Origin of the sequence: Streptomyces sp. NPDC059816 (assembly GCF_042732055.1) — a bacterium.
Taxonomy (GTDB): Bacteria; Actinomycetota; Actinomycetes; order Streptomycetales; family Streptomycetaceae; genus Streptomyces.
On sequence record NZ_JBHWIQ010000047.1, the window covers coordinates 1 to 22,430 of the forward strand.

17 protein-coding genes and 1 pseudogene are annotated in these 22,430 nt (G+C 69.5%); 10 read left to right on the plus strand and 8 right to left on the minus strand.

Going from position 1 to position 22,430, the window contains the following annotated elements; all coding sequences use genetic code 11:
* Nucleotides 1-111 precede the first annotated feature (111 nt).
* A complete protein-coding gene (locus ACFV88_RS34725; protein ID WP_385496177.1) occupies nt 112-243 on the minus strand; it encodes a hypothetical protein in 132 nt (43 codons plus the stop codon).
* A gap of 201 nt (nt 244-444) precedes the next feature.
* On the opposite strand from ACFV88_RS34725, the gene ACFV88_RS34730 reads away from it, so the two are divergent.
* From ACFV88_RS34730 to ACFV88_RS34740, 3 genes are all read left to right on the plus strand, one after another.
* Entirely contained in the window at nt 445-1,371 is a 927-nt protein-coding gene (locus ACFV88_RS34730; protein WP_385496179.1) for an AraC family transcriptional regulator, read from the plus strand.
* A gap of 143 nt (nt 1,372-1,514) precedes the next feature.
* Nucleotides 1,515-2,753, plus strand: a complete 1,239-nt coding sequence (locus ACFV88_RS34735) for an FAD-dependent monooxygenase (protein WP_385496180.1) — start codon at nt 1,515-1,517, stop codon at nt 2,751-2,753.
* A gap of 106 nt (nt 2,754-2,859) precedes the next feature.
* The gene (locus tag ACFV88_RS34740) at nt 2,860-3,540 is read left to right on the plus strand and encodes a TetR/AcrR family transcriptional regulator (protein WP_385496181.1); all 681 of its coding nucleotides are present in this window, start codon (nt 2,860-2,862) and stop codon (nt 3,538-3,540) included.
* Nucleotides 3,541-3,616: 76 nt separating this feature from the next.
* On the opposite strand, the gene ACFV88_RS34745 is transcribed toward ACFV88_RS34740, so the two are convergent.
* Genes ACFV88_RS34745 through ACFV88_RS34765 form a run of 5 tightly spaced genes read right to left on the minus strand, consistent with a single transcriptional unit; the run spans nt 3,617 to nt 9,944 of the window.
* Nucleotides 3,617-6,238 (minus strand): aminotransferase class III-fold pyridoxal phosphate-dependent enzyme, encoded by a 2,622-nt coding sequence (locus ACFV88_RS34745; protein ID WP_385496182.1) that lies wholly within the window; start codon nt 6,236-6,238, stop codon nt 3,617-3,619.
* Between the two features lie 18 nt (nt 6,239-6,256).
* The gene (locus tag ACFV88_RS34750; protein WP_385496183.1) at nt 6,257-7,300 is read right to left on the minus strand and encodes a 3-oxoacyl-[acyl-carrier-protein] synthase III C-terminal domain-containing protein; all 1,044 of its coding nucleotides are present in this window, start codon (nt 7,298-7,300) and stop codon (nt 6,257-6,259) included.
* Nucleotide 7,301: 1 nt separating this feature from the next.
* Nucleotides 7,302-8,651 (minus strand): cytochrome P450, encoded by a 1,350-nt coding sequence (locus ACFV88_RS34755; protein WP_385496184.1) that lies wholly within the window; start codon nt 8,649-8,651, stop codon nt 7,302-7,304.
* Between the two features lie 46 nt (nt 8,652-8,697).
* On the minus strand, nt 8,698-9,681 hold the full coding sequence (locus ACFV88_RS34760) for a ketoacyl-ACP synthase III (RefSeq protein WP_385496185.1): 984 nt from the start codon (nt 9,679-9,681) through the stop codon (nt 8,698-8,700).
* Nucleotides 9,678-9,944 carry an acyl carrier protein gene (locus ACFV88_RS34765; RefSeq protein WP_385496186.1) on the minus strand — a complete coding sequence of 89 codons (267 nt, stop codon included), beginning with the start codon at nt 9,942-9,944 and terminating at the stop codon, nt 9,678-9,680. The genes ACFV88_RS34760 and ACFV88_RS34765 overlap by 4 nt, the downstream gene beginning before the upstream one ends.
* A 649-nt stretch (nt 9,945-10,593) precedes the next feature.
* On the opposite strand from ACFV88_RS34765, the gene ACFV88_RS34770 reads away from it, so the two are divergent.
* Together ACFV88_RS34770 and ACFV88_RS34775 are read left to right on the plus strand one after the other, a co-directional pair.
* The gene (locus tag ACFV88_RS34770) at nt 10,594-11,346 is read left to right on the plus strand and encodes an Atu4866 domain-containing protein (RefSeq protein ID WP_385496187.1); all 753 of its coding nucleotides are present in this window, start codon (nt 10,594-10,596) and stop codon (nt 11,344-11,346) included.
* A 45-nt stretch (nt 11,347-11,391) separates the two neighbouring features.
* Nucleotides 11,392-12,784: pseudogene (locus ACFV88_RS34775) on the plus strand (amidohydrolase family protein).
* Nucleotides 12,785-12,853: 69 nt separating this feature from the next.
* Here ACFV88_RS34775 and ACFV88_RS34780 read toward each other — a convergent pair.
* Nucleotides 12,854-13,633, minus strand: a complete 780-nt coding sequence (locus tag ACFV88_RS34780; protein ID WP_385496188.1) for an SDR family oxidoreductase — start codon at nt 13,631-13,633, stop codon at nt 12,854-12,856.
* 362 nt (nt 13,634-13,995) lie between these two features.
* Here ACFV88_RS34780 and ACFV88_RS34785 point away from each other — a divergent pair, with 362 nt between their 5' ends.
* The 4 genes from ACFV88_RS34785 (at nt 13,996) to ACFV88_RS34800 (ending at nt 20,305) form a co-directional block, all read left to right on the plus strand.
* Complete coding sequence (locus ACFV88_RS34785) at nt 13,996-14,835, plus strand: helix-turn-helix transcriptional regulator (protein WP_385496189.1); 840 nt, start codon at nt 13,996-13,998, stop codon at nt 14,833-14,835.
* Between the two features lie 129 nt (nt 14,836-14,964).
* The gene (locus tag ACFV88_RS34790; protein ID WP_385496190.1) at nt 14,965-17,754 is read left to right on the plus strand and encodes an AAA family ATPase; all 2,790 of its coding nucleotides are present in this window, start codon (nt 14,965-14,967) and stop codon (nt 17,752-17,754) included.
* A 109-nt stretch (nt 17,755-17,863) separates the two neighbouring features.
* The gene (locus ACFV88_RS34795) at nt 17,864-18,556 is read left to right on the plus strand and encodes an alpha/beta fold hydrolase (protein WP_385496191.1); all 693 of its coding nucleotides are present in this window, start codon (nt 17,864-17,866) and stop codon (nt 18,554-18,556) included.
* Nucleotides 18,557-18,739: 183 nt separating this feature from the next.
* Nucleotides 18,740-20,305 carry an ABC transporter substrate-binding protein gene (locus ACFV88_RS34800; protein ID WP_385496192.1) on the plus strand — a complete coding sequence of 522 codons (1,566 nt, stop codon included), beginning with the start codon at nt 18,740-18,742 and terminating at the stop codon, nt 20,303-20,305.
* Nucleotides 20,306-20,736: 431 nt separating this feature from the next.
* Here the strand turns inward: ACFV88_RS34800 and ACFV88_RS34805 are convergent, their stop codons facing one another.
* Complete coding sequence (locus ACFV88_RS34805; protein WP_385496193.1) at nt 20,737-21,204, minus strand: Lrp/AsnC family transcriptional regulator; 468 nt, start codon at nt 21,202-21,204, stop codon at nt 20,737-20,739.
* Nucleotides 21,205-21,263: 59 nt separating this feature from the next.
* Here ACFV88_RS34805 and ACFV88_RS34810 point away from each other — a divergent pair, with 59 nt between their 5' ends.
* The gene (locus ACFV88_RS34810) at nt 21,264-22,418 is read left to right on the plus strand and encodes a trans-sulfuration enzyme family protein (RefSeq protein ID WP_385496195.1); all 1,155 of its coding nucleotides are present in this window, start codon (nt 21,264-21,266) and stop codon (nt 22,416-22,418) included.
* Nucleotides 22,419-22,430 lie beyond the last annotated feature (12 nt).

Here is a 22,430-nt window from a genome sequence, read left to right on the forward strand (position 1 = left end):
GTTGTGGGGGGGGGGGTCATGGGTCCTGCGGGGGGGGGGGGGGGGGGGGGGGGGGGGGGGGCCCGCCCCGCGGCGCCCCCCAGCCCGCGAATCTGCTGACTGTGGACCGCGTCAGCTCTCGTCCGCCGACTCGGTCACCTGGCCCTGGCCCTGGTCCGCGAGTTCGGCGAGGGTCTGCTCCTCGGCCGGGGCCAGCACTACCTCGTCCGGGTGGAACTTGACACGGTCCTGGAATCCGCCCATGCGTACGACCTCCTGAGACTGAGGAACCGGCCGCCTGGCCAGCGGCCGCGATCCGGGGCGCCGCCCCTGCTCGGGGAGACGTCCTCTCACTCATCGTGGTGTTCGAGTGACGTCAGGTGAATGCTTGTCCGTTCGTGCTACTTGCGCGAAAGTCCGCACATGGCCGCATCGCTGTCCGCGCCCCCACCCAGGTCCGCAACCGTGCGCGATCCCCTCACCAAGACCCTCGAACTCACCGGCGCGCACTGCGCCCTGTCGCGTGGCCTCACCGCCGCGGGGGACTGGGCCCTGGCCTTCCCGGCGCCGGGCCGCCTCAAGGTCCAAGTCGTGCTCCGGGGCGTCATCTGGCTGCTGATGGAGGGCATCGACGAGCCCGTCCGTCTGGAGGCGGGCGACGTCACCGTCTTCACCGGAGACCGTCGCTACACCCTGGCGAGCGACCCGGCGGTGCCGTCGGTCGACGTGCTCCCCCTGCTCCGGGCGACCACCGAGACCTTCCTGCACGTCGGGGGCGAAGGCCGGGAGACCGCCGTCATCGGCGGCCACATCGACCTCAACACCACCGGCAAGGACCTGCTCCTGAGCGTGCTCCCGCCGTTGATACACGCCAGCGCCACCACGGCCGAGGCCCCCACCGCCTGCTGGCTCATGAACCAGACGCTGCGCGAGACCCGGTCGGACGCCCCGGGAGCCGCCTTCGCGGCAGAGCACCTCGCTCAACTGCTCCTCGTGCAGGTCCTGCGCATCTTCCTGACCCGTGCCAACGCCGAAATCCCCCCGACGGGTTGGCTGCGCGCCCTCGCCGACGACCGCATCGCCCCCGCTCTGCGCCTCATGCACGGGAACCCGGCCCGTCCCTGGACCCTGGCTGAACTCGCCCGCGCCGCGGCCATGTCCCGCACCAGCTTCACCCTGCACTTCAGGGAGGTGGCGGGAGTTCCGCCCCTGACCTACCTGAGGGCCTGGCGGATGCGCCTGGCGCAGCACGCCCTGTGGCGGCAGGACACCCCCGTGTCGGCCATCGCCTCCTCCTTGGGCTACAGCTCGGAGAGCGCCTTCAGCAACGCCTTCAAGCGCACCACGGGCATGGCCCCCAGCCGCTACCGGGAGACCGTACGAGCGAGCTGAACCGACCACCGGCCAGGGCCCGCGGGGCCGCCGTCGAGGGATCGAACGGCCGTCTCCATTGACGTGATAACGCTGTTAACAATAGAGTGGCGATAACAGTGTTAACGGATGATGATCGTCTCGACCGTGAAGTGAGGGAACTGATGCAGCGGCTCAAGGTTCTGATCTCCGGCGCAAGCATCGCCGGCCCCGCACTGGCGTTATGGCTGGCCGAGTACGGTGCCGAGGTCACCGTGGTGGAGCGGTGGCCCGAACTGCGCACGGGCGGCCAACTGGTCGACCTGCGTGGGGTCTCGCGCGAAGTGATCCGGCGGATGGGCATCGACGCCGACGTCCGGGCCGCGAGCGAGGACAACTTCGGCCTCTCCTTCGTCGATCGTCGAGGGCGTACGCGGGGGACGCTCAGGTCCGACCAGTTCGGTGGCGACGGGCCGGTCGCCGAGATCGAGATCCTGCGCGGCAGTCTGTCGCGCGTGCTCCACGAACGGTCGCGGGACCGCGTCGACTACCGGTTCGGCGACCGGATCACCTCGGTGCACGACGAAGGGGCGAAGGTCCGGGTCGAGTTCGCGTCGGCATCCGTCGAATCGTTCGACCTCGTGGTCGGGGCCGACGGTCTGCACTCGGAACTGCGGGAGATGCTGTTCGGCCCCGAGGCCCGGCACGTGCGGCACCTCGGGACGTACGTGTCCTTCTGGACCGCCCGCAACCACCTGGACTTGAAGGACTGGACCGTCGTCTACAGCGAGCCGGGCAGGTCGATCGGCATGCGGTCCATCCTCGGGAGCACCAAGGCGATGGCCTTCCTCACCTTCCGTGCGGGACCCCCCGCGTACGACTGGCGCGACGTGGATGCGCAGAAGCGCATGGTCCGGGCCCGGGGGTACGGCATGGGGTGGGAGGCCGCGGCCCTGCTGTCGCAGATCGACACGGCCCCCGACTTCTACTTCGACACCTGTAGTCAGGTGAACCTCCCCGTGTGGTCGACCGGACGCGTCGGGCTCCTGGGGGACGCGGCCTCCTGCGCTTCGCCCTTGTCGGGCCACGGCACGACCATCGCGATGGTCGGCGCGTACGTCCTCGCCGGCGAACTGGCCCGCACGCCGGACGACGTCACGGGGGCCTTCGGCCGGTACGAAGCCGGACTGCGTCCCTGGGTCGAGCGGATCCAGCGGTCGGCCCCCGGTCAGGGCCGGGTGATGACGCCTGAGACGTCGCACGGCATCGCCCTGCGCAACGGAGTGACGCGCCTGGTCAGCCACCTACCCGGCAAGGCGCTCCTCCTGCGGAACCAGGCCCGGATGTCCCATGCGGTTCCCCTCGACGACTACTCCCGGCATCGGGTGGGGACCGACCCTTCCCGGAGCGCCCGCTCGGAGTGACGCGCTCGGCGGTCCGTCGCGGCGACCCGACCGGCCCAATCATCGGGACGGCCGGACCGGGGACGGCGACGTGCGCGCCACTCCCGAAGTCGATAACATCGTTAACATGTCGACTGCTCGCCAAGGGCCCCCGCCCGGCCCCATCAGCGCTCCACCACCCGCCGACCGTGCCCGTGCCCTGGTGGCCGCGGCTCGGCACATCGTCGACAGCGACGGCCTCGAAGCGCTCACCATGCGGCGCCTGGCGGACGCCCTGAGGCTCCAACTCCCCGCCATCTACCGCGTCTTCAGCAACAAGCAGGCGCTCCTCGACGAAATGGCGGAAGCGATCCTGGGCGAAGCCCTGCCGGACCGTCACGGAGACTGCTGGACGGCCGAGGTCGCCCTCCTCGCCGGACAGCTGAGGCGAGCCCTTCTGGCACAGCGCGACGGTGCCAAGATCGTCGGCGGCAGCTACACGTCGAAGCGGAACACACTGGCCTACGCGGAACGCTTCGTCGGCGTAATGCGGCGAGCCGGACTCGACGGCACCGCGGCTCTCTGGGCGACCTCCACGGTCTTCTGCTACGTCCTGGGCGAAGCCCTGGAACAGCAGGGTTCGAGCGACGGCGCCCTCGACGGGCTCGACTTCACCACGGGGCGCACGACGTACCCCCAACTCTTCGCCACGCCCGTCGAGGAGATCGTCAACTTCGACGACCGCTTCGCGTTCGGTCTCGACCTCATCGTCGACGGACTCCGCGGGCGGGTACCCACCGTGGTGGGGCCGGAACCGTCCTGCAATTAGGCTCAGCTGGCGGGGAGCCCGGCAGGCCGGTGCGCGCCGGTGCGCATCCTGGCGTACGTCCGGCCCGTCCTCACCGTCAGGTGACGAAGAGGTGGTCGGCGAGCATCTCGTCGAGGCTCTTCGCGAAGGCGTGCGCGATCTCGTCGAGGTCGTCGAGGGTGTGGGCAGCACTGATCAGGAAGCTGTGGAGCTCGGGTAGGTACACGCCGTGCTTGCGCATGTAGTACGCCAGGGCGATGGTGGCCTTGAAGTTGCTTCCCGTCATCCGGTCCCGGTACAGCTCCGGTGCGTTGTGGCTGAAGGTGACGGAGAAGATGGAGTTGCGGGCCTTGACCCGGCAGGCGATGCCGCGGTCGTGGGCGGCCCGGCTCAGCATGGCGGCGAGTCGCCCAGTGTGGTCGTCGAGTTGTCGGTACAGCTCGGGGTGTGCCTTGAGGTGGCGGAGGACGGCGACGCCGGCGGCGCAGGTGAGTGAGTTCCCGCTGAGCGTGCCACCGGCGAAGATACGGTTCTCGTAGTCGGAGAAGGGGTCTTGGGAGCTCTTGGCCATGTCGATCAGCCCAGCGCGCCCCACGACCGCGCCGCAGGGCAGCCCGCCGCCGATGACCTTGCCCAGGCAGGTGAGGTCCGGTTCGATGCCGGTCATCACCTGGACGCCTCCGTAGGCGACCCGGAAACCGCTGACGACCTCGTCGAAGACCAGCGGGATGCCGAGTTCGGTGCACTCGCGGCGCAGCGCTGCGAGGAACGGGGCGTTGAGGGCGACCACCGACGTGGGCATGGGTTCGACGATGACGCAGGCCAGGTCCTCGGCGTACTCGCGGAGCCGGTCGAGGCCGGGGAGGTCGCCGTACTGGAGCACGAGGGTGTTGTTCACCGTCCCGGGGTCGGAACCCAACGACCCCGCGATGGGCTCGGGAACGTCCCGGTCGCCGGCGAACCGGAACCACGAGCTGACCATCCCCTGGTCGGAGAAGCCGTGGTAGTGGCCCTCGAACTTCGCCACCTTGTGGCGCCGGCGGTGCCCGCGGCACATCCGGACGGCGAACAGGACGGCCTCGGTTCCCGAGTTGCACAGCAGGGCCCGCTCGGCTGCCGGGAACGCGTCGACGAGGAGTTCCGCCAGCTCGACCTCGCGCGGGTGGCCCATGCCGTTGACCAGTCCCCCTTCGAGCCCCTCGACGAGGGCTGCCTTGACGGCCGGGTGGCCGTAGCCGAGGAGGTGAGGGCCGTACCCCCCGCACAGATCGAGGTACTCGTTGCCGTCGAAGTCGCTGACCCGTCCGCCCGACGCCCGGTGGACGAAGACCGGGAAGACGCTGGGGAAGAAGTACCGGTCGATATGGGTGGGAGCCACCAGCACCCCTGCCGCGCGTTCGCGCAACTGGAGTGAGGTGGGCATCTGCTGGGAGAAGACCTCCTGGAAGCGGGCCTCCACCTCCGCGCTCATGTAGGGCGAGTAGCGGTCGGTGAACTTGCGTGCGTTGGCCCAGATGTCGATCCCGGGGTCGACCTGCGAGGCGAAGCCCTCTCCCGACAGGAACACCAGCTCCACCTTGGTGAAGTTGGCCGTGTAGCGGGAGGAGTACGTCCGCAGCACCTCGTTCACGTCGTTGAAGTAGGAGACGGTGGACCACCGGTTCGAGCTGATGTCGAAGTGGAAGGTGAGCGTGCGCGTCATGTCCGCGTCGTACTCGGCCCGCCGGGAGATCAGTTCGGGTCCGGCCTGGACGAAGAAGCGCGTGAAGCGGTCGATCGCCACCTGCCACTCCTTGCGGATGCAGGCGTAGTAGAAGGAGGACAGGCCCCATTTCTCGTCCTCGCTCAGTTCCGCGGTGACACCGAAGTCGAGGAGGACGATCTTCCCGGTGGGGGTGAACATCACGTTCCCCGGATGGGGATCGCCGTGGCTGAGCCCGTGCAGGTACAGCATGGTGTTGACGGTGTCCTGCATGCGCTGGGCGAGTTGCCGACGGGAGATGCCGACCCGGTGGGCGTACTTCCCCGGGATGCCGTCGACGAACTCCATGACCAACATCCGCGTGGTGACCAACTCGTGCTGCACGGCGGGTACGCGCACGTAGGCGTGGCCGGAGAAGTTGTCGCCGATGCGCTGCTGCTGGCGGGCTTCCTGTTCCATGTCGGCCTGGGGCCGCAGCAGGCGGGCCACCTCGTCGAAGCGCCGGGACACGTCCAGCTGTCGAGCCCGTGACGAGCAGCGGTCGACCAGCCGTAGCAGCGTGGACATGGCACGCAGGGACTTCTCGATCTCTTCCGGAACACCGTCCTTGACCAGCTTCACCGCGACCTTCCGCCCGTCGGGCAGTTCGGCGACATGGACCTGCGCCACCGACGCGCTGGCCACGGGCTCCAGATCGAAGGTCGGGAAGACGGATTCCAACGGGCCGCCCAGCTCCCGTTCGACCGCGCGCCGTGTGTCCGACCGGGACATGTGAGGGGTCTGGTCCTGGAGGGTCCGCAACGTGTTCACCCAGTCCGGGCTGAGCAGATCCGATCGGGTGGCCGCGACCTGGCCGAGCTTGATGTAGATCGGGCCCATGTGGAGCAGGAATCCCAGGACGGCCTCGGCCCGGCGCCGATCACGGGTCGTGACATCGCGCTCCACCACGGCAGTGCGCGCGTACCCGGCCCCCTCCCGAACGATACCGAAGACGGCTTTGACGAGGTGCCGCAGCATGTTCCTCCCCGCGGGAGATCAGAGGACGAAGGTGAACGCGCCGAAGGACATCCCGGCGCTGCCGACCCAGCCGACCGCGCGCTGTCCGGGGCGGAGCCTGCCGGCTTCGACCGCGGAGTCGATGGCCGCGGGGACCGAAGCGGAGACCACGTTGCCCATCCGGTCGTAGACGTGATGGATCACCGAGCCGAGCCCGAGCCGGTCCGCGCCGGCCTGCCACTCGCGTTTGCTGGACGCGTGGGTGAAGAGCGCCGCGACCTCGTCGATCGGGGGATCGAGTTGTTGGAGGACCTTGTCCGCCTCGGGCTTGCCGGCCGCGTGCATGTCGAAACCGAAGGAGGTGAAGGTGCCGACCCCGTTGCGGGCGATCTTGTCCGACGGCTCGCAGTAGCCTTCGTAGCCCTCAAGGGTGACGTTGCACAGCGGGGCGAGATCCGGCCGGGAGATGAAGCGGAACCGCCAGGGCTCGGCCTCCTCCGAGGTGAGCACGGTGGCGGTGGCGGCCTCACCGAGCGTGTAGACGGGCAGCGTTGATTGCAGGTGCTCGACGTTCTCCAACCGGAACGTCCGCGGATAGACCGGGCCCCCGGCACGGAGGTTGAACTCCGCGTTGACGATCATCGCCGTGCGGTACTCCCCGGTCCGGAAGAGCGCGTCGGCGAGCTGCACCGCTCGGGTCCAGCTCATGCACGCGTCGAGGATGTCGAAGCACTGGGCGTTGTCCAGACCGATCGCCGCGGCCGAGTGGTAGGCGCCCGCCGGTTCGAGGAATCCCCGGGCCACCCCGGTGTAGATCAGCACGTCGATCTCCCCCGCGGCGATGTCCGCCTTCGCCAGCGCGGAGTTCGCCGCGGTGCGCAGCAGATCGATGGGACGTTCCCCGGCGTCGAGCCAGTGTCGCGTGACCGAGCCCGAGTACCGCAGGAACGCGGTGATCCTGCTGAGCGTGTGATCGAGGTCCCCCACGAAGCCCTCCGCGCTGTGTCGCTGGATCAGCCGGGTGACGTCCGCGTTGGTGACCTCGCGAGAGGGAAGTTCCGTTGCGACGGAACGCAGTTTCATGTCAGTCCTTTCCCGCCCGGGCCGGGCACCCGGGAAGCCGCTCCGTGGTGATCCGGGCAGCACCGGCGGGCGCCATGGTCACACTGTTGAGAACAGCAGCCTCCGGGTTCGACCGGTCGGTACTGACGGCGCGTGTGGAGAACAGCACCCGCAGCACCTCGACGGACTGGATCAGGGACAGGTGCGCCCCGATGCAGCGCCGTGCGCCACCACCGAAGGGGATGAAGGCGTGCGGCGGAACGTCGTCGTCGACGAAGCGCTCGGGGCGGAAGACCTCCGCGTCCGGGTAGTGCGTCGCGTCCATGTGGACGATCCCGATCAGCGGCATCAGGGTGGCTCCCTCGGGCAGTCGGAACCCCGCAAGCGCGACGTCCTCGGTGAGCGTCCAGATCGACTCGAAGATCGGCGGACGTCGCCGCAGGGACTCCTTCACCACCGCTTCCAGGTAGGCGAAGTCGCCCGCTCGTGCCGCCCGCGCGGTCTCGCGTGCCACCCGGGGATCGCGGGCCAGCTCGTGCAGGGCCCACGCCAGGGTCGTGGCCGTGGGTTCATGGCCCGCGAGGAGCAGGGTGATGATCTGGTCGCGGATCTCGCCGTCGCTGAGCCGCTCGCCCTCCTCGCCCGCGGTGATCAGACGCGAGAGCATGTCCTCGCGTTCGTGTAGATCGGGCTCTTCCCTGCGCTCGGCGATCGTCTCGTGGATGAGGGAGTCGAACCGCGCCAGTTGCGCTGCGGCACGCTTCCACGGCATGACGCGGCGCGCTGCCGTGCTGTTCAGCCCGAACAGCACGGCGAGTTGCCCTACCGGAAGCAGGCCCACGAGATCACGCGTCTCCGCGAGCCGTGCGTCCTTTTCGGGGCCGAAGATGATCCGCCAGATGATGTCGAGGTTCAGCGTGCGCATTCTGTCGAGGCTTTTGAAGGGCACCCCGACGGGCCAGCGCTCCAGTTCGCTCTCCGCCATCTCCCGGATCGCGCTCCGATACCCCCGAACGGCGGACTTCCCGAACAACGGGGTCATCAGTCTCCGTAGCCGCCGGTGCTGATCGCCGTCGGAGGTGAGGAGCGACCGTTCACCGAACACCGGTGCCAATACGCGATTTCCCTCACCGACGTGGAAGAGGGATGGTGGTGCGGCGAACATGGCACCGATGTGTTCGTTGTTCATGACCAGGATCACGGTGCGCCAGGGAAAGACCTTCAGTGCGACGACATCGCCGTAGCGTTCACGCAGCTTCTTGGCCCACTTGTGTCGCCACCAGGTGAAGACGAGGGTCTGTACGGGCCGGGGCATGCGCGGACCCGGCGGAAGCGGTCCGTGCCGTTCTCCGTGCTCGATCCGGCTCAGCATCAGGAACCTCTTCCTTCCCACGGTTCGGGCGCGTCCGTCGGCGCGTTCAGGGAATCCGAACGGCTTGCCCGGCGTAGGCCAAGCCCGCGCCGTATCCGACCAGCACCGCCCACTGGCCGCTGCGGATCCGGCCCGAAGCCAACAGTTGGTCCAGGGCGAGCGGCACCGACGCGGCACTGGTGTTTCCGGTGGCACGACCGTCGTCGGCCACCACGACCTTCTCCGGCACATCGAGCTTCGCGACGACCCGCTGGATCATCCTCCAATTGGCCTGGTGGGGGATGAATGCAGCCACGTCGTCCCAGGCGATGCCGCTGACCGCCAGGATCTCCCGTACCGCGGCGGGAACGGTGGAACAGGCCCAGCGCGTCACCGCCAGGCCGTCCATGTGCAGGCGCGGATGCACCCGCGCGGCGATGTCCAGCTCACGAGGGTGCGGACGCACTTCCAGCGCCGCCGCCCGCTGCCCGGACGAACCCCACACCACCGGGCCCACCCCGGAAGTCCCCTCCGTGACCCGGAGGACCACCGCGCCGGCTCCGTCGGCGAACAGCGGAGCGGTGACGGGATCGTCCTGATCGACCATGTCCAGCATGCGGTCCGCACCGATCACCAGGACGGTGCCGCAGCCGCCCGCGCCGATCAGCGAACGGGCCACGTGCAGGGCGGTACAGAACCCCGCGCAGGCGATGCTCACGTCGAACGCGGCCACCTGCAACCCGAGGGCCGAGGCCACCTGCGGGGCGATGGCCGGGCACAACTGGAGATTGGACGACGTGGCCACCAGCACCACGTCCACCGAGTCGAACGGCAACTCCGCCGCGGCCAGGGCTGCTCGCCCGGCACGGGTGGCCATGAGGGTCAGCGACTCGTCCGGCCCGGCCACGCACCGGGACTCCACGCCCGTCCGTGACAGAACCCACTCGCGTGTCACCCCCAGGCGCTGCGCCACCTGCTGGGAGTCCACCGCCGTCGGTCGGTAGGAACCCGTGGAGACGATGCTGCACGGGCGCACGGCTTCGGCGATCATGCGAAGCCCTGGCCGTCAGCCGCGGCCACGAATTCCATGACCGAACGCGGGGTGGTGAGGTTGCCGGCCTCGTCGTCACCGATCTCGACCCGGTAAGTGTCGCTGATCACCGTCATCAACTCGGCCCGTGCCAGCGAGTCCACGTCCAATTCGTCGAAGGACTGGTCGAGTGCCTCGTCGGGAAGCCTGATCTCCTTCTCGGGGGATGCGTTGTCGCCGTGGACGACGCGCGTCAGGATCTGCTCGAATTCCTCAAGCGTCACGACATCTCCATTCATGGCAAAGACTCTGAGGCATAGGCGTTCGCGCATGACAAGAGGGCGGATGAAGCGCGCTCCACCGAGAGTCGACGCTCACGGTGAGCGGGTAGCCCTGGAAGTATTCATGTACTCGCCACATATGAAAAGGGAGTGTGAGAGGTGCAAGGGTGGTGCAGGGGTGCGTGGGCGGCGTGCGAAGCAAGGAGGGGATTGACAGAGCGCAATTGGTCGGCGAAGCGCCGTTTGCGCGCCGGGGGTGGGTGTCGATGGGCCGTGGATTCGGGCTGTTGTTCGGGTTGTGACTCTGGCGAAGCATGAAGTCCTCCCCTCGTACTCCACGTCCGTGCAATGCCCGGCGGTTGAGGAGCACGCAGCGCGTCGGAAGCGGCACGGAGGCCGCCGCCATCGCGGTCTTACTGGACGCCGATCTCCTCCCCATCGCGCGTCAGGGTTCGACGGCGGCGGTCGCCGTCACGGCCGTCGCCGTCGAGCACCCCTGCACGGCCGAACGGATCGTGGGTGCGGAACACCTAGGGACAGAACGGCCTGGTCGCGGCGCCGCACCGCGGCGAAGCTGAGGGTCAGGGGGCGGCATCACCACCCCGCGCCGTAGCCGTGCCGACGAGGCGACCACTCCACCGAGGAGCGTTCCATGAGCAGCCGCATCGACACCGTGGCCTGGAATTCCGAGGCTCTGGCCCAGATCCTCGCGAACGACGAAGGACGTCCCGTCCTGTTCGCCAACGCCCGCATCCTGACCATGGATCCGCTGATCGGGACCATGACCGGTGCCGACCTGCTGTGCGTCGGTCGGCTGCTGGTGGGGGTCGGTCCCGGCATCATCACCGCCGCCGAGGACGACCACGCCATCGTCGTCGACTGCACCGGGCTGACCATCACCCCCGCCGTCGTGGACACCGTGGCCCTGACCGAAGGCCGCGGTCAGCGTTCCGAGTACGTCGCGACCCTGGCGCCGGGGAACACCTCGGACTTCCTGGTACTGCCCGACGGAGTCGCCGCCGACGTCCCGAGCGCGGTTGTCACGCTCCTGACGCGACCGGAGCAGGTCCGCGCGCTCGTCGCAGCCGGACGGCCGGTCCGCTGGTCCGGCGCCGACGTCCCCGGCCGGGCCACCGCGCCGGAAGCGGGCGTCCCGGCCGCCGGGGACCTGACCGGTGGCCCGCGCATCGGCACCTGGACGGATCGCAACGGATTCCTGCACCAGGAACTCACCGCGGACGGCCGTTACGACGAGACCCGGGGCGGGCGCCCGCACGCCTATCAGGGCCGCTACTGGATCGACGACGACCGCATCGACTACCTGGACGACCTCGGCTTCTGGGCCTACGGCGAGTTCCGGGACGACGAACTCCACCACGCGGGTTACGTCATGAAGCTCCGCTGATCCCCCTGGTTTCCCTCTCCCGCCTCCGTCACGAAGGAAGAACCCATGAGAGTCCACGGCACCACCAGCGCCGCCGTGCTCGAACAGATCCGGCGGCGGCCGGCCGACCAGCGGCGCATCCTGTTCACCGGCGCGACCCTCATCACCATGGACCCCGCCCTCGGCGTCATCGACGACGCCGACCTCCTGATCGAAGGGGACACCATCGCCGCCGTCGGCCGCGCCCTCGACGCGGGCGACGCCGTGACGGTCGACGCCACCGGCACCATCCTCACCCCCGGCTTCGTCGACACCCACCGGCACGCCTGGGAGACCCAACTACGCCGGATCATGCCGGACGTGGACGACCTCGGCGGCTACGTCGCGGCCACGCTGGCCGGCTACGCCACGGTCTACCGGCCCGAGGACATGTACATCGGCACCCGACTGGCCGCGCTGACCGCCATCGACAGCGGCATCACCACCATGCTCGACTTCTCGCACAACTCCCGCACCCGTGAGCACACCGACGCCGCGGTCGAGGCGCTCCGCGCCACCGGCATCCGCGGCGTGCACGCCGCGATGGGCCCGCACTTCGGCGACTGGGACCGGCAGTGGCCCGGCGACCTCACCCGGGTGAAGGACCGGTACTTCAGCAGCGACGACCAGTTGCTCACGCTGCGTCTGGCAGCCCTGGCCACCGACGAGATCGCTGGACCGGCACTCGCCTACGGCCCCGAACTCGCCCGCGTGGCAGCGGAACTGGGCATCGGAGTGAGTGTGGACGCCGTCCTCGGTGCCGCTTCCTCCGAGGCGGTGCTGCGCTGGGCCGCGGACGGCATCCTCGGCCCGGGGGTCACGCTCATCCACTCCACGGGGCTGACGCCCGACGCATGGCGGCTGATGGGTGACACCGGCACCACCGTGGCCCTCGCGCCGACGTCCGACGCGCAGATCGGCCTGGCGACCGCGGTCCCCGCCGTTGACGAAGCGCTGTCCGTCGGCATCCGCCCAGGACTGAGCATCGACGTCGAAGTGGCGCTCGCCAGCGACATGTTCACGCAGATGCGCGCCCTCCACGCCATTCAGCGGATGCGCGGTCAACGCCGTCCACGGCACCGGCCGGCAACCCTGCCGTATCACCACCCGTGATGTCCTGGACTTCGCCACCCTCCAGGGTGCCCGAGCCAACGGCTTGGCGACCGTCACCGGCTCCCTCGTCCCCGGGAAGAAGGCCGACCTGCTGGTCATCCGGGCCGAAGACCTCAACAACATGCCCCTCAACGACCCGATCGGCACCGTGGTGCTCGGCTCCGACGCCCGCAACATCAGCGCCGTCCTCATCAACGGCGAGCCCCGCAAGTGGGACGGTCACGTCCTTGACGTCGACCTCAACGCCCTGCGCAGCGCAGTGCACGCCTCGCGCGCGTACGTACTGAACACGCCGGCCGCCGTCTGAGCGGCGCCCGGGCACCCGCTTCCGCGGCGACCTCGTGCGCGGGGCACGGGTCACCACGGGAGACCGGTCTCAGACGGCCTGGGCGGTGGGCAGGATGGTGATCTCGGTGAGGTTGACATGGCGCGGGACGGCGGCCATGAAGGCCACGGTCTCCGCGATGTCGGCGGACTGGAGGACGTCGATGTCGCGGATCAGGTCGGCCATCAGCTGGGACGCGTCGGGGTCGGTGACGTGATCGGGGAGCTCGGTGTCCACCATGCCCGGCTCGATGGTGGCGACACGGATCATCCTGCGGCCGAGTTCCACGCGGAGCAACCGGGTCAGATGGCTGACGTACGCCTTGGTGCCGGAGTAGACGGAGAACTTCTCCAGGATGCGGGTGGCCGCGATGGACGAGGTGTTGATCAGGTCGCTGGGCTTGCCCTGGGAGGCTGAGTCCGTCAGGTGGGGCAGGAACGCGGCGATGACGTTCATCAGGCCCGAGACGTTGAGGTCGATCTGGCGCTGCCATTCATCGACCTTGAGTTCGTCGATGCCGGAGACGAGTTGGACGCCGGCGTTGTTGAACACCAGGTCGGCCTTGCCGAAGCGGGTGGCGACCCGATCGGCGGCGCCCTGGACGGCGGCCCGGTCGGTGACGTCGACGGCCAGGGCGAGCGCCGTGCCACCAGCGGTCTCGATGTTCCTGACCAGACCGTCGAGACGTTCCTTGCGTCGGGCCAGTACGACGACGGCGGCGCCGAGTTCGGCGAGTCGTCCTGCGGTGGCGGCACCGATGCCGCTGGACGCACCGGAGACCACGGCGACCCGGCCGGCCAAAGGAGTACCGGTGAGCAGAGCAGCAGACATGACGGGACCTCGATCTCTTCGACGGGGTAGTGCGAGGGAGGGGACTGACCCGGGCCCGTGCGGGTGGGTGACGGGTCGGGCCGTGTCGGGTCCGGTGGTGGCGGACTTCCCACCACGGGGCGGGGCACGTTTCGAGTCTCCCCATCGGCGGCGGCGTGATGAAGGCCGTGTTCTTCCTGGGTGTCTCGCACCCAGGGCAGCGAGGTACGTCCGAGCGGGCCCGGCCTCCCCGCGGGTGCTGCGTCCCCCGGGGGCCACCGATCCCCGGTGACGGACGTGGACCGTGCGTGAAGACGATGGCGCTGGCCGCGAACTTCCGAGATGGCGGTTCTCCCCGCCGGACAGGCACCTAGTCTTGCCGTATGAGCAAAGGGACGCCCTTGGGCGATTTCCTCAGAGGTCGCCGAGAAGCGGTGAAACCGCAGGACGTGGGCCTCCCCGAGCACGGGCGGCGGCGGGTGCCGGGTCTGCGCAGGGAGGAAGTCGCGCTGCTCGCCGGAGTGAGCTCCGACTACTACGTTCGTCTGGAACAGGGCCGCGAGAACAACCCGTCCCCGCAGGTCCTCGACGCCGTCGCGCAGGCGCTGAAGCTCGATGCGGAGGCGACGGACCATCTCCACCGCCTGTGTCTCGCGCCTTCACAGCGCCCCCGCGACCGGGATGACTCGGCCGTCAGCCCGCAGCTCCTCCAACTGATGGACGGGTGGGAGCACACCCCGGCCTTCGTCGTCGGTCCGGCCCTCGACGTCATGGCGGCCAACTCCCTCGCCGTGGCACTGCACAGCGGATTCGACCGGTTCGACAACCTCGCCCGCATGGTGTTCGCCGACCCCGCCGGACGCGACTTCTACCAGCAGTGGGAGCGGGCCGCGCACTCCTGCGTCGCGGAGATCAGGGCCGCGTACGGACACGACCCCGCGTCCTCCCGGATCGCCCGGGTGGTGGCGGAACTGTCGCACGTGAGTGAGGAGTTCGCCCGACTGTGGCGCACGCACGACATCAAGGGAAAGTCCCAGGAGGGAAAGCACCTCAAGCACCCCCGGGTCGGGGACCTGCACATCGCCTTCGCGGCCTTCACCGTCAATGGAGCCCCCCATCAGCAACTGGTGGTCTACCAAGCCGAACCGGGCGGTCCCACGGCAACCGCCCTCGACACGTTGAGGTCGACGACGACCGCCGAGGTCACCGGTGACGGAGAGTAGCGGCCCGGGCGGGGCGTGGCGGACGGTCCGCTCGGACGCCGGGCCGACGGCGACGAGGTTGTAGCGGCCACGTGCCGGCGGTGACCAGCACGTGGCCGCCGTCGACGGGGTCGTGGAAGGGGCCTGGGGATGGACAACCGCAGCACCGGCCGCACCGCACCGGCCGGGTGGCCCACCGGCGCCGTGGAGCACGCGCTCGTCGGTCGTGAGGCCGACATGGAACGGCTGGGGGCCTTCCTGGCCGACGTTCCGCGTCTGGGCGGGTCGCTGGTGGTGCTCGGCGAGCCGGGCGTCGGCAAGACGGCGCTGCTGGCGGCTGTCGCCGGGCGGGCCGGAGCCGCAGGAATGCGGGTGCTGAGCGCGACGGGTGTGCAGTACCGGGCCCAGACCAGCTGCGGCGCACTGCGTCAGTTGTTGACGTCGGTGCCCGAGAGCCGGGAGGCAGCGAGGGAGCTGCCCGCTCTCGCCACGGCCCTGGACTTCACGCGGGGCAGGGCGCCCGGGCGGGACGAGGTCGCCGAGGCCGTGGTCACCCTGGTGGCGGAACTCTCCCGGGCACAGCCGGTCCTGCTCGTCCTGGACGACGCGCAGTGGATGGACCGGGCCAGTGCCGCCGTCCTCGGCCGGGTGGTGCGTCTGCTCCCGGACTCCGGTACGGGCGCGGTGTGCTCGGTCCGGCTCGGCGACGAGAGCTTCTTCGACCACGCCGGGCTTCCGCTGCACGAGCTGGGGCCACTGAACGAGGCCGCGTCGGAGGAACTCCTCAGTCACTGCTTCCCGGCGCTGACCGCGCGCGTGCGCCGACGGTTGATGGCTGACGCCGAAGGAAATCCGTTGGCACTCCTCGAACTCCCCGCAGCCCTCACCGACTTACAGCGCACCGAGTCCCATGTCTTGCCCCAACGCATTCCACTGACCCAACGGTTGCAGGCGACGTTCGCCTCTCGGATCACGAGCCTGCCCGCACCGACCAGGCACCTGCTGCTGGTGGCGGCCCTGGAGGGCAGTGGAAACCAGTTGATCGTGCGCCGGGCGGTGGAGGGGCGGTGCGACCTGAAGCACCTGGCCCCCGCCGAGCGGCTTCAGCTCGTGCGCATCGAAGAGGCCACCGGACGGCTGGCGTTCCGGCACTCGCTCACGCGCTCCGCGGTGGTGGAACTGTCCACCAGCGACCAGCGCCGCAGCGTCCACCGCGCACTCGCCAAGGCCTGCACCGGTGTCCCCGACCAGCGGGCCTGGCACCTGGCGCAGGCCGCGGTGGAACCCGATGAGCAGATCGCCGGTCTCCTCGAAGACGCCGCCGGCATCAGCGCCCGGCGCGGTGACGGGCCCAACGCGGTGGCAGGGCTCGTGCGTGCCGCGGAGCTGAGTCCCGATGCCGCCGAACGGGCCCGGCGGCTGGCCCATGCGGCGTACCTCGGCACGATCCTCACCGGCGGGGTGCGCGACGTACCCCGGCTGCTGGACGACGCCCGCCGGGCCGCACCGGACGGCGCGTCGCTGGCCGGCGCGGTGGCCACCGCCCTCTACCTGCTCAACAGCTACGGTGACGTGGACACCGCCCATCGCCTGCTGTCCGGGGCGATCGCGCTCCAGCCCGAACCGTACGATCCTGCTGACGCGGCCCTGCTCGAAGCACTGTCCACCCTGCTGATCGTGTGCGTGTACGGAGCCAGGAGCGAACTGTGGTCCGGCTACGACACGGCGGCGGCGAAGTGCGCCGCCCTCCCCGACACCCTGCGGCTGTTGAGGACCACCTTCGCCGATCCGGCCCGCGCCCTTCCCTCGGACTGGGCCGCGCTCGACGCCGCCGTCGAGGCTCTGCACGACGTATCCGACCCGATCCGGATCGTGCGGATCGGCACCGCCGGCGCCTACGCGGACCGCCTCGGCGCCATGGACGAGCCGCTGAGGCGCACCGCGAGGGGCGGACGCTCCGGGGAGAACAACTTCCCCGCCATCCAGGCGTCGTTCCTGTGGGGCAGCCACGCCTGGTTCACCGGCCAGTGGGTGGAACTGCGCCAAGTGGTCGGCGACGGGCTGGCCCTGTGCGAGGAGTACCGGTATCCGCTGCGCTCCTGGACCGGGAAGTTCGTCCTCGCGTGCGTCTCGGCGGCCTGCGGTGACTTCACCACCGCCCGCGACTTCGCCGACCAGATGGACCAGTGGGGCGCATCCCGCCGCGCCCACGCCATCACCTGCTACGCGGCGCACGCCAAGACGCTCATCGCCCTGTCCCGGGGGGACTACGAAGAGGCCTACCAACAGGCATGCCGCATCACCCCGACCGGCACCCTGGCCCCCTTCACCGGACACGCCCTGTGGGCGCTCCTCGACGTGACGGAGGCGGCAGTGCGAACGGGGCGGCGGGACAAGGCACTTGAACACACGGAGGCGGCCCGTGACGCCGGCGTCGATACGGTGTCACCGCGACTGTGCATGGTCCTGCACGCCTGTGCGGCCCTGGCCGTGGAGGACGACGGCGCAGCGGCCCGGGGCTTCGGCGAGGCGCTGTCCGTCGAGGGCGCCGAACGCTGGCCCTTCGACCTCGGCCGCATCCACCTGCTCCACGGAGAGCGCCTGCGCCGCGGTCGGGCTCCGGCCCGGGCACGCCACCACCTGCGCACCGCAGCGGACGTCTTCCAGCGGCTGGGCGCCACCCCCTGGTCCACCCGGGCCGAGCAGGAACTGCGCGCCTGCGGCGGCCCCTTACACGCCGGATCCGGTGACGCGCTGACCCCCCAGCAGAGGGAGATCGCGTCCCTGGCCGCGGCCGGTCTGTCCAACAAACAGATCGCCAGCCAGCTGTTCCTGTCCCCACGCACCGTTTCCACCCACCTCTACCAGGCGTTCCCCAAACTGGGAGTCACCTCGCGGGCGGGCCTGCGCGACGCGCTGGAACGGCTGCGCCGCCCCTGACCCGACCACCCCGGAACTACGTCATCTGACGGGGGCGACCGGACCGGCAGCGTTCCTACAGTGCTCGGCACGGGCCGCCAACCCCGGCTCGGACGATCCGGGAGGAACAATGAGCGACAGCACACCGCTCGGCAGTGTCGTGCTCGTCCACGGAGGCTTCGTGGACGGTTCGGGATGGCAGGGGGTGTACGAGGCCCTGAAGGCCGACGGCCACACCGTGGCCGTCGTGCAGAACCCCACCCTCTCGCTGGAAGGTGACGTGGCTGCCACCCGGCGGGTCATCGATGCCCAGCCGGGGCCGGTGACCCTGGTCGGGCACTCCTACGGCGGAGTGGTGATCACGGAAGCCGGCAACCACCCGAAAGTGAGGGCACTGGCCTACATCGCTGCCTTCGCCCCCGACAAGGGCGAGTCGGTCAACACGCTGATCGCCGATCCGCCGCCCGGTGCCGCGGTCCCGCCGATCCTGCCGCCGAACGAGGGCTTCCTCCTCCTGGACCGCGACAAGTTCGCCGAGTCCTTCGCCGGCGATCTGCCGATCGCCCAGGCCCGATTCCTGGCGGACTCACAAGTCCCCTGGGGCTTGGACGCGGCCGGCGGCGCGGTTTCCACACCGGCCTGGCGGACCAAGCCCGCCTGGTACCTCGTGGCCACCAACGACCGCATGATCCCGCCGCCCGCGCAGCGCGCGATGGCCGAGCGGATCGGAGCGCGGACCGTGGAGGTGGCCGGCAGCCACGCCGTCTACGTCTCCAGGCCGGCCGCCGTCGCCAACCTGATCAAGCGGGCGACCCTCGGCTGACCACACCCGGCGAACGCACACCGGCGGCGGGGCCTTCCCGCCCGCCGCCGTCAACGCTCGAACGGCACCGGCCTCCCGCACGCGCTGAGGCCGGTGCCGATCTCGCCGTGAACCTCAGCCAGGTGCCCACGGCTTCGGCCCGCTGCGCACGGTCGACCGATCAAGCCAAGGAGCCTTCGCCCCATGCCCTTGGCGTGCCGCCTGCTCGCCGTACTCCTGACGCTCGGCTGCCTGTCCGGCCCGTCCGCTTTCCGACACGCCAAGGTCCAGACCGACGTTCCGGTCTTGGTGGAGCGCCGCGCGCACCGTTTCCTCACCGCAGGAGATGCCGAGGATGGCGTGGTGGACGCCGTCGCCTTTGCGGCGGCGGTCGCGGGGGATGAGCAGGCCGGTGCTCCGGTAGCCGCCGTCCGTGATCACGGTGGTCCTGCCGACTGCGGCTCTGGTGCCGGACGGCTCCCACGCCGTGCAGCCGTTGCGGTTCCTGAGGGGGCTCATTCTCCCATGCGAGCGGGCAGCCAAGTCGGGTTGGCTATCAATGACCTGTCGATTTCTTTGAGTTCGGAAACGCTGTGGCAGGGTGGTCACGTCAACAGAATGACGCCCCCGCTCACCAGGGTTGCTCAGAGAAAGTCGACGGAGGAAACATTGAACAGTCGTGATCCGATGACGCGTGGAGTTGGGCGACGCGGCATCCTGAAATTCACTGCGGTCGGCGCGATGGGGATAGGCGTCTCGGAATTCGCGCAGAAGAGTGCGTCCGCGGCTTCGACGGCGGTCGACGGTGACGCGGCTCGACACCTGGAGCAGTTGTACAGGGATGCGCTTGACGAGGGCGGCAAGCTCGTCGTGTGGGCCGGCGGTAGCTCCCCCCAACAGGAGGCCCGGACCCGCGAGGCGTTCGTCACCGCCTTTCCCGAGATCGACGCCGTCTTCACCGTCCGCTACAGCCCTGTTCAAAGTGCCCTAGTTAACAGGCAGTTGGCCCTTGGCGGCCTGGAGCCGGACGTCGTTCAACTGCAGACCCTGTACGACTTCGACCGCTGGAAGGCCCAGAACGCGCTCCTGCCGTACCGTCCCCCGGGCGCCAAAGCGGTGTTCCCGCAGTATCGGGACCCCGACGATGCCTACATCGGCATCGCGGTCCGTTCGTTCGGCCGCGCGAGCAACAGCGCCCTCCTCTCCGATGCCGAGGCGCCGAGGGACGCCAGCGACTTTCTGGCGCCCGCGTTCCGCGACAAGATCGTCATTCCGGACCCCACCGCGGAAGACGCCATCCTGTTCGCGTTCCACCTGGTGACCCAGAAGTACGGTCTGCGATACATGGAGCAGTTCATGGAGCAGCGGCCGCTGATCGTCGCGAACGCAGGGGCGACCACGGCTTCGCTGGTCAGCGGCGAGCGCACCGCGACTCTCGCCCACATCGCGTCGTTGGCGCCCGTCCCGGGGCAGCCCCTTCGATACGTGGTGCCGCGGACGGATCAATTCATGAGCTGGCCGCAAACAGTGGCGATCCTCCGGAAGGCGCGCCACCCAGCGGCAGCGAAGCTCTACGTTGCTTGGCAGATGTCCGTGGAACGTCAGAGCACCGGCCTGCAATGGCCGACTCGCCGCGACGTTGCGCCTGCCAGCGGGTGGAATCCGATAACCCAGTACAACAGCCGGTTGAATGGCTTCCGTGAGTTCCTGCGGGATCGCGCTGAGGTGGAACACTTCCGGGCATTGATAAAAACCTTCGTCGCCCCGTAGCGGATCCCATCGGGATCCCCCCCCCAGAACGACCGACGGCGTGCACCGGGAATACGCCGCGGGCTGACTTCTTCCGGGAGTCGCCGCGGATCCGGCACTTCGGAGAACCTGTTCAAGGGGTACTCGCGGGTGCGCGTGGCGTGGGTGGCCCCGCCGTGCTCAGGACCTTGCTCCTCGTGTCGACGGCGAACACCTTCGTACGCCGGCTTCCGTCAGCAGTTCGGCGGTGAGTTCGGGTCTTGGAAAAACAGGCGCTCCAGGTGGCCTTGGCCGCGACCAGGCACGAGACTGCCGCGTTGGCCCGGGCTGCGAGACGAGTGTCGGCCAGGTCGCGCCGGCCGGTGCGGTCGCGGGCTGTCCGGGCGTCCTGAAGTCGGGCCGTCCGCGGGACGACTCACACCCCACCCGACGACAACCTCCGACTCAGGTCACTAGCCCGGGATCAGCGGTCCTCCCGACCAGGATCCGAACACGAGGTGGGTCTCCACTCGGCCCACCTCCCGGCGTGCGGTGAACTCCAGGACGAGTTGCTGGAGGTCCTCAGTGTCACGGCAGGCCGCGTGGACGAGGAAGTCGAAGGCTCCGGTCACGTGGTGGAGCGCGAGAGTCTCAGGCCGCTTTCTGGCCCATGCCACGAACGGGTCGACGAGGGGACGTGAATGCGCGATGAACTGCACGGCGAGGACGGCCTGGACCTGCCGGCCGATCGCCGCGGCGCTCACCTGGGCCCGGAACCCCTTGATCACCCCTGACTCCATCAGCCTCTGCGTGCGGGCCAGACAGGTGGACGGCGCCACGCCGACCCTCTGGGCCAGTGTCTTGTTCGGCAGCCGACCATCGTTCTGCAGCTCACGCAGAAGCGCCTGATCGATCGAATCCAGGATGACCTTTTCTCTCATGGACCGAATGTAGTGCGGGATCCACTCGCTGCTCCCGACGCTTTGCGAAGACTGCCGTCATGACCTTGCATCACTGGGAAACCCGAGCGATCCATGCCGGCCGTGAGGACCGTGTCGATCTCGGACTGCATGTTCCGCCCATCGACCTGTCCACCACCTACCCCTCCCGCGACACCGTGGCCGAGGCGGCGCGGCTCGACGTGTTCAGCTCCGGAGCCGACGACGGAGGTCCGCCGGTCTACGGCCGGGTGGGAAACCCCACCGTCGCACGGTTCGAGTCCGCGCTGGCCGAACTGGAAGGGGCCGAAGCCGCGGTGGCCTTCGCCAGCGGCATGGCAGCGCTCTGCGCCTGCCTTCTCGTACAGGTCGCCCGGGGACGGCCGCATGTCGTCGCCGTCCGCCCCCTGTACGGCACCACCGATCACCTCCTGGAATCGGGCCTGCTGGGCTCCTCGGTGACCTGGGCGCAACCCCACAGCGCCGGCGATGCCATCCGCAACGACACGGGGCTGGTGATCGTTGAGTCACCCGCCAACCCCACGCTGACGGAGATCGACATCCAGGCGCTGGCCGCGGCATGCGCTCCGGTCGCGGTGCTGGTCGACAACACCTTCGCGACGCCTGCGCTCCAGCGTCCCCTGAACTGTGGCGCCGGCATCGTCTTGCACAGCGCGACGAAGTACCTGGGCGGTCACGGTGACGTGATGGGCGGTGTGGTGGCGTCGGACGAGGGGTTCGCCCGCGCTCTGCGGCAGGTCCGGTTCGCCACCGGAGGGATACTGCACCCCCTGGCCGGCTACCAGCTCCTCAGAGGACTGTCGACGCTGTCGGTCCGGATGCACCATGCCTCGGCCGCGGCTGCCGAGATCGCCCGCCGGCTCGTGCACCATCCGGCGGTCACCAGGGTCCACTACCCGGGGCTGAACGGTGAACCCCGGCCACCGAAGCAGATGGCTGCGGGCGGGGCGATCGTGTCCTTCGAGGTCGATGATCCGCACGCGGTGACCGGCAGCGTTCGTCTCTTCACCCCGGCGGTCAGCCTCGGCAGCGTCGACAGTCTCATTCAGCACCCGGCCTCGCTCACCCATCACGCCATGGACCCGGACTCACGCGAACAGGCCGGTATCTCCGATCGACTGCTCCGCATCTCCGTCGGTCTCGAACACGTCGATGATCTCTGGGCCGACCTCACCCAGGCCCTGACGCGAGACTGACTTCGCACCCGC

Excerpts from the sequence above, each read along its gene's own strand:
- ACFV88_RS34725 (WP_385496177.1), bottom strand. The coding sequence starts at position 243 with ATGGGCGGATTCCAGGACCGTGTCAAGTTCCACCCGGACGAGGTAGTG.
- ACFV88_RS34735 (WP_385496180.1), top strand. The coding sequence starts at position 1,515 with ATGCAGCGGCTCAAGGTTCTGATCTCCGGCGCAAGCATCGCCGGCCCC.
- ACFV88_RS34740 (WP_385496181.1), top strand. The coding sequence starts at position 2,860 with ATGTCGACTGCTCGCCAAGGGCCCCCGCCCGGCCCCATCAGCGCTCCA.
- ACFV88_RS34745 (WP_385496182.1), bottom strand. The coding sequence starts at position 6,238 with ATGCTGCGGCACCTCGTCAAAGCCGTCTTCGGTATCGTTCGGGAGGGG.
- ACFV88_RS34750 (WP_385496183.1), bottom strand. The coding sequence starts at position 7,300 with ATGAAACTGCGTTCCGTCGCAACGGAACTTCCCTCTCGCGAGGTCACC.
- ACFV88_RS34755 (WP_385496184.1), bottom strand. The coding sequence starts at position 8,651 with ATGCTGAGCCGGATCGAGCACGGAGAACGGCACGGACCGCTTCCGCCG.
- ACFV88_RS34760 (WP_385496185.1), bottom strand. The coding sequence starts at position 9,681 with ATGATCGCCGAAGCCGTGCGCCCGTGCAGCATCGTCTCCACGGGTTCC.
- ACFV88_RS34770 (WP_385496187.1), top strand. The coding sequence starts at position 10,594 with ATGAGCAGCCGCATCGACACCGTGGCCTGGAATTCCGAGGCTCTGGCC.
- ACFV88_RS34780 (WP_385496188.1), bottom strand. The coding sequence starts at position 13,633 with ATGTCTGCTGCTCTGCTCACCGGTACTCCTTTGGCCGGCCGGGTCGCC.
- ACFV88_RS34785 (WP_385496189.1), top strand. The coding sequence starts at position 13,996 with ATGAGCAAAGGGACGCCCTTGGGCGATTTCCTCAGAGGTCGCCGAGAA.
- ACFV88_RS34790 (WP_385496190.1), top strand. The coding sequence starts at position 14,965 with ATGGACAACCGCAGCACCGGCCGCACCGCACCGGCCGGGTGGCCCACC.
- ACFV88_RS34795 (WP_385496191.1), top strand. The coding sequence starts at position 17,864 with ATGAGCGACAGCACACCGCTCGGCAGTGTCGTGCTCGTCCACGGAGGC.
- ACFV88_RS34800 (WP_385496192.1), top strand. The coding sequence starts at position 18,740 with ATGCCCTTGGCGTGCCGCCTGCTCGCCGTACTCCTGACGCTCGGCTGC.
- ACFV88_RS34805 (WP_385496193.1), bottom strand. The coding sequence starts at position 21,204 with ATGAGAGAAAAGGTCATCCTGGATTCGATCGATCAGGCGCTTCTGCGT.
- ACFV88_RS34810 (WP_385496195.1), top strand. The coding sequence starts at position 21,264 with ATGACCTTGCATCACTGGGAAACCCGAGCGATCCATGCCGGCCGTGAG.